Genomic DNA, 4,577 nt, shown 5'->3' with positions numbered 1-4,577 from the left:
GGAGCGGCCTGGCCCTCCTGCCCTTCCCCTTCGCCCCCTTCTTCGCCCTGCGACATCTCGCCGCCGGCGGCTTCGCCTTCGGACGCGGCCTGTTCGGGCGGGGGCTGCCGGTACTCGTCGATGCCGGCGGAGCCCAGGGGCACGCCGCCGGACTTCTCCGCCAGCTCTTTGAGCAGCGAATCGTAGACGGCGAACTCGTCGGCGGTCTGGTTCTTGCGGGCGTAGGCGTCGGCCATGAGCAGCGCGACGTGGGTGCGCTGGGGCGCGTTGGGAAATGCGGCCAGGAAGTCACGGCCGCCGCGGATCACGCCATCGCTCTCGCCGTAGTTGGCGTAGGCGTCGAGCAGCTGCGCGCGCAGCGCGGGACGCTGTGCCGAGTTGGGGAAGCGCTGGTCGAAGAGGCCCAGCAGCTCCGAGGCCTTGGCTCGATGGAAGTACGGCGTGGAGGCGCGCTCTTCGTCGGCGAACTTGTAGGCGGGCTCGGTGTCGTTGAGGATGAGCGAAAGGATGCCGTTGAGGAAGCCGGGGCCGCGGTCCAGCGTGGCGATGTCCTGGTACAGGGAGAGGTCGCCGGAGCCCAGGCGGAGGTTCTGTTCGGGAGCGCTGAGCAGCAGGTTGGCCAGGCCGCCCAGGGCCTTCTCCTGCGCGGCAGCGTCGGCGCCGGGCAGGCTGTAGAGGGCGTAGTAGTAGCGCGCGGCCTCGTTGTAGTCGTGGACGCCCTCGGAGAGACGGGCCAGGGTGTAAAGCTCGTCGGCGCTCCAGTTGGCCTTGCCCGTTTCCTTCTTCATGCGGAAGTCAGAGAGGGCGCGGCCGGCGGCGGGCAGGTTGCCCTGCTGCTGGTAGTAATAGAAGACGCGGGTGGCGGCCTTGAGGTCGTCGGGATTGGCGGCCTGGGCGGCGCGGGCGCGGTCGAGGAAGGCGCGCAAGCTGTGCGTCTCCTTGAGCAAGTCGAAGTAGTTCTGCACCAGCTCCGGCGGCCACAGCGGCTGGTAGGCCTGCTCGTAGACGGCCAGGCCCTGTGCCACCGAGCCGCGCTTGTACTCCAGCAGCGCGCGCGCCTTCACCGGGAAGACATCGTCGGCGGGAAAGGCCTTCTGATACTCGGGGATGAGCTTGGCGGCGGTGTCGAAATCCTTCTGCTGGAGCAGGTACTGGAAGAAGGTGGTGTAGACGTAGGCTTCGCCGGGATACCGGGCCATCCAGGCGCGATAGGCGGCGACCGAAGTGGCCGGCGGCAGCGCCTGGTCGTGGATGACGGGAAAGACGCGCTGGAAGGTGTGCCAGGCGCGCTGGTCGGCGGGCGCGACCAGCTTCTCGGAGGCGGGCGAGGGCAGGGCGGAGGCGGCCAGCAGCGCCTGCACTTCGTCGGCGCCGCGCAGGCGGCGGTGATAGAAGTCGGCGAGCGCGAGCTGCCCGGCGGCGGGATCCTTGGCCAGCGCGGCGGACTTCTTCCAGTCGGCATCGGCGGCGGCGAAGTCGAGATCGCGCTCGTCCTCCATGGCGCGCAGGGCGAGCAGGTCGGAGTCCGAGGGCGAGGAGGCGATCAGCTTGGCCAGTTCGGGGCGCGTCTCCCTGGGAGGGCGGAGGGCGAAGACGTCGCCGCCGGGCAGCCACATGGCACGGAAGAAAGCGGCCTCGGTGGCACTCTTGGCCTCCAGGTTCTGCACCCACTGGCTCAGTTCGGCGCGGGCGCGCACACCCAGGCCGGCAAGCAGCGCGAGCGCGGCGGCAGCGAGCAGCAGCGGCTTACGGGAGGACTTCAAGGGCCACCTCCTGGCTGCCGATGTTGTGAGCGATGTCTTCGGCGGTCACGGTGAGGGTGTACTTCCCTGCCGGCAGGTAGTCGGGGATCACCAGTTCTCCGGTGTTGGCGCCGGCCTGGTCGCTCCAGTGCAGGTAGACGGGCGAGGCGCCGGGCAGGCGCGCCACCACGGTGCGGGTGCTGGAGGAGGCGCTGGCGCGCAGCATCACCGTCTGGCCGCGGTGCACCTGCGCCTGGTCGAGGCGCACGCGCACCACCGGGGGCTTGCTGAGGATGACGAAGCTCTTGGACTCGCGGTAGACGTGGCCGCTGTTGTCGCGCAGCACCAGGCGCACCCGGTAGGTGCCGTCGTTCATCTCCGGCGGAGCCAGGAAGCGCGTCTGCCAGGTGTCTTCGTCGGGCAGGTAGCGCAGCGGCTTGACCAGGCCGAAGGGAAAGAGCGCGACCACGGAGACGATGGAGGGATCGGTGCGGACGCGCAGCACGGGGTCGCCGGGGCGCATGACGCGCGGCCGCAGCAGCGCCCGCGGCACCGCCAGGAAGGAGGTATAGGGGGTCACGAACTTGTACTTGCGGGCCAGGCGGATGATCTCGTCGATGGTGGCCTTGTCCTCGCCCTCCCTCTCGATCTTCTCCAGCAGGGCGTCGACGCGGGCGCGCGCCCACAGGCGCGGCAGTTGCGGGTGTTCCAGGTCCTGCTCGGGGAGCGGGTGGGTGGCCTTCATCTCCAGCGGCTGGCCGTCGCGCACGCCCTGGGCGACAAAGCTGGCGGACTTGGCGGGGGCCTTGTACTGCCCGATCCAGGAGGCCATGGAGCCGGAGAAGGGCGCCTCCTGCAACGGGTAGACCATGTCGAAGTTCGAGGCGGGCGAGGCGTCCAGGTGGAGGCCGGCGATGGGGTCGCGGCCGATCTTGGAGAGGAAGGCGGTGAGCTTGAAGTCGATGGGCTCGGTGGAGCGCACCCACTCCTGTACGCCCTCCTGGCGGGAGAGCAGCTTGACCAGGGGCATGTTGGCGTCGTCGCCCACGGCGAAGATGTAGGTGTGGGGGCGCTGGTTCTCAGGAAGCTGCTGCCACTGGGCGGCGTACCAGGCGGCCAACTTGCCGTTCTGGATGGTGCCGCGGGTGGCGCCCGCGTCGGAGAGCAAGACCAGGTAGGCGCCGGGAGATTGCCGGGCTTGATCAAGAGCCGCGCTGAGCGCCGCCTGCAGGTTCGTCCCGCCCCGCAGCCGGCTGGCCTTCACCGAATCCAGCGCCTTCTGCACGGTGGCGGGATCGGCGGCGACGGGCGCGGGCGCGAAGGGCGTCACCTCGGTGTTGAAGAGCAGCAGGTTGAACTTGTCGGTGGGACGCAGCGAGCGCAGCAGCTTGTCCAGGGCCTCGTAGTTGCGGTCCAGCTTCTCCCACTGCATGGAGAGCGAGGCATCGAAGAGCGCGATGACGGTGCGGGGAGGCCCGCCGGCGGTCGCGCCGCCGCCCGCCTGTCCCATGCCCAACAGCGCTGAGGCCTCGAAAAATCCGGGCTCCGGCCCGCCCTGCACCGGGGCCATCTCGGTGGGATTGGGCTCGCCGGGGTTGGGGTTGCGGTAGGTCAGGACCTCGAGGCTGTCGGCATGCGCGGAGTCCAGGTTGTAGCGCACGGAAAAGTCCTCCGCCAGGTCGACGTTGCGGCCCTCGAACTCGCCGCGCATGGTGTGCGCGTCCTGCTGCTTGATCTGGAGCGGGTAGAGCTGGCTGGGGAACTGCACGTCCTTCAGGGCGTGGGCGGAGTGCAATTCGAAGTGGATCCAGAGGTGGGCAGCGGTCTGCGAGTGATAGGCGTCGGGGCGCAGAGGGATGGCGAAGTAAGACTTTAAGGTTTCTACCGGAATCGATTCGTGGTACTCGATTTCCAGGCGCTTTGTCCCGTAGGCCGGAATGGGCATGATCTTGGCGGAGAAGACGGCGGTGCGGCGCGCCTCCTCGGCGGTGCGCTCGCCCATCTCCAGCAGCCCGGGATCGAGGGACTGCCAGCGCAGGCTGTTGTAGATCTCCTCGGCGCGCTTGCGCTCGAGAATCACGGCGGGGATGCGGGTGGAGCCGTCCCAGACCGCGAAGTCGCTGACGGTGGCGCTGCCGGGCAGGGCGAAGACGTAGTCGCCCTCCTGGATGCCGTTGGTGTGGTTGGCGAAGACCTCGCGCACGAAGACGCGGGCGTCGCCGTTGTCGATGCGGATGGTGATCTCCATCTCCTCCAGCGAGAGGATGGAGGGATCGGGCTGCTGCTTGTCGCGGGGGATGAGCACGCCGGCGTCGCCCCAGAGCAGGGGGACGGCGGCCAGCCAAAGCAGCGCGAAATGGAAGGCGCGACGCATCAGAATCGGGCTCCTTCGGGGATACGGACCAGGCCGTTGTCGGTGCCGACGTAGAGGAAGCCGCCGGCGACCGCCAGGGCGGTGACGTTGGAGGAGGGCAGGCCCAAGGCCATCACCGTCCAGCGGCCGCTTTCGCGGTCGTAGACGTAGAGGCCGCGGCCCAGCGTCCCGGCATAGACGCGGGTGGGCGTGACCAGCATGGCGTTGGGGTTGACCTCGAAGTCGGCGCTGGCGTCGTCAAAGCTCTGCCAGCGGCCGTTGGCGTCGAGACGCAGGATGCCGGCGCCGTAGGTGCCGGCGAACCACTCCTCGCCTACCGGGGCCAGCGCGGTGATCCAGTTGGCCTTGAGCCCGGAGTTGGCGGTGGTGTAGCTGGTCTGGACCACGCCGTCCTGCAGGATGGAGAGCCCGCCCAGCGTGCCCACCAGCAGGCGGTTGCCGGAGAGGCCGAGGGCGTAGGC

At 69.2% G+C, this 4,577-nt stretch carries 3 protein-coding genes; all 3 read right to left on the bottom strand.

Going from position 1 to position 4,577, the window contains the following annotated elements:
• Positions 1-1,763 (bottom strand): hypothetical protein (locus VEG08_06520; protein HXZ27639.1); only part of this gene is annotated, 1,763 nt, incomplete at its 3' end.
• A complete protein-coding gene (locus VEG08_06515; protein ID HXZ27638.1) occupies positions 1,747-4,116 on the bottom strand; it encodes a VIT domain-containing protein in 2,370 nt (789 codons plus the stop codon). The genes VEG08_06520 and VEG08_06515, both read right to left, overlap by 17 nt.
• Positions 4,116-4,577: hypothetical protein (locus VEG08_06510; protein ID HXZ27637.1), on the bottom strand; the 462-nt coding region annotated here is incomplete at its 5' end. The genes VEG08_06510 and VEG08_06515, both read right to left, overlap by 1 nt.

The sequence above is a fragment of the Terriglobales bacterium genome (genome assembly GCA_035624475.1).
Lineage (GTDB): Bacteria > Acidobacteriota > Terriglobia > Terriglobales > Acidobacteriaceae > DASPRL01.
This window is presented reverse-complemented; position numbering and strand designations above follow the sequence as displayed.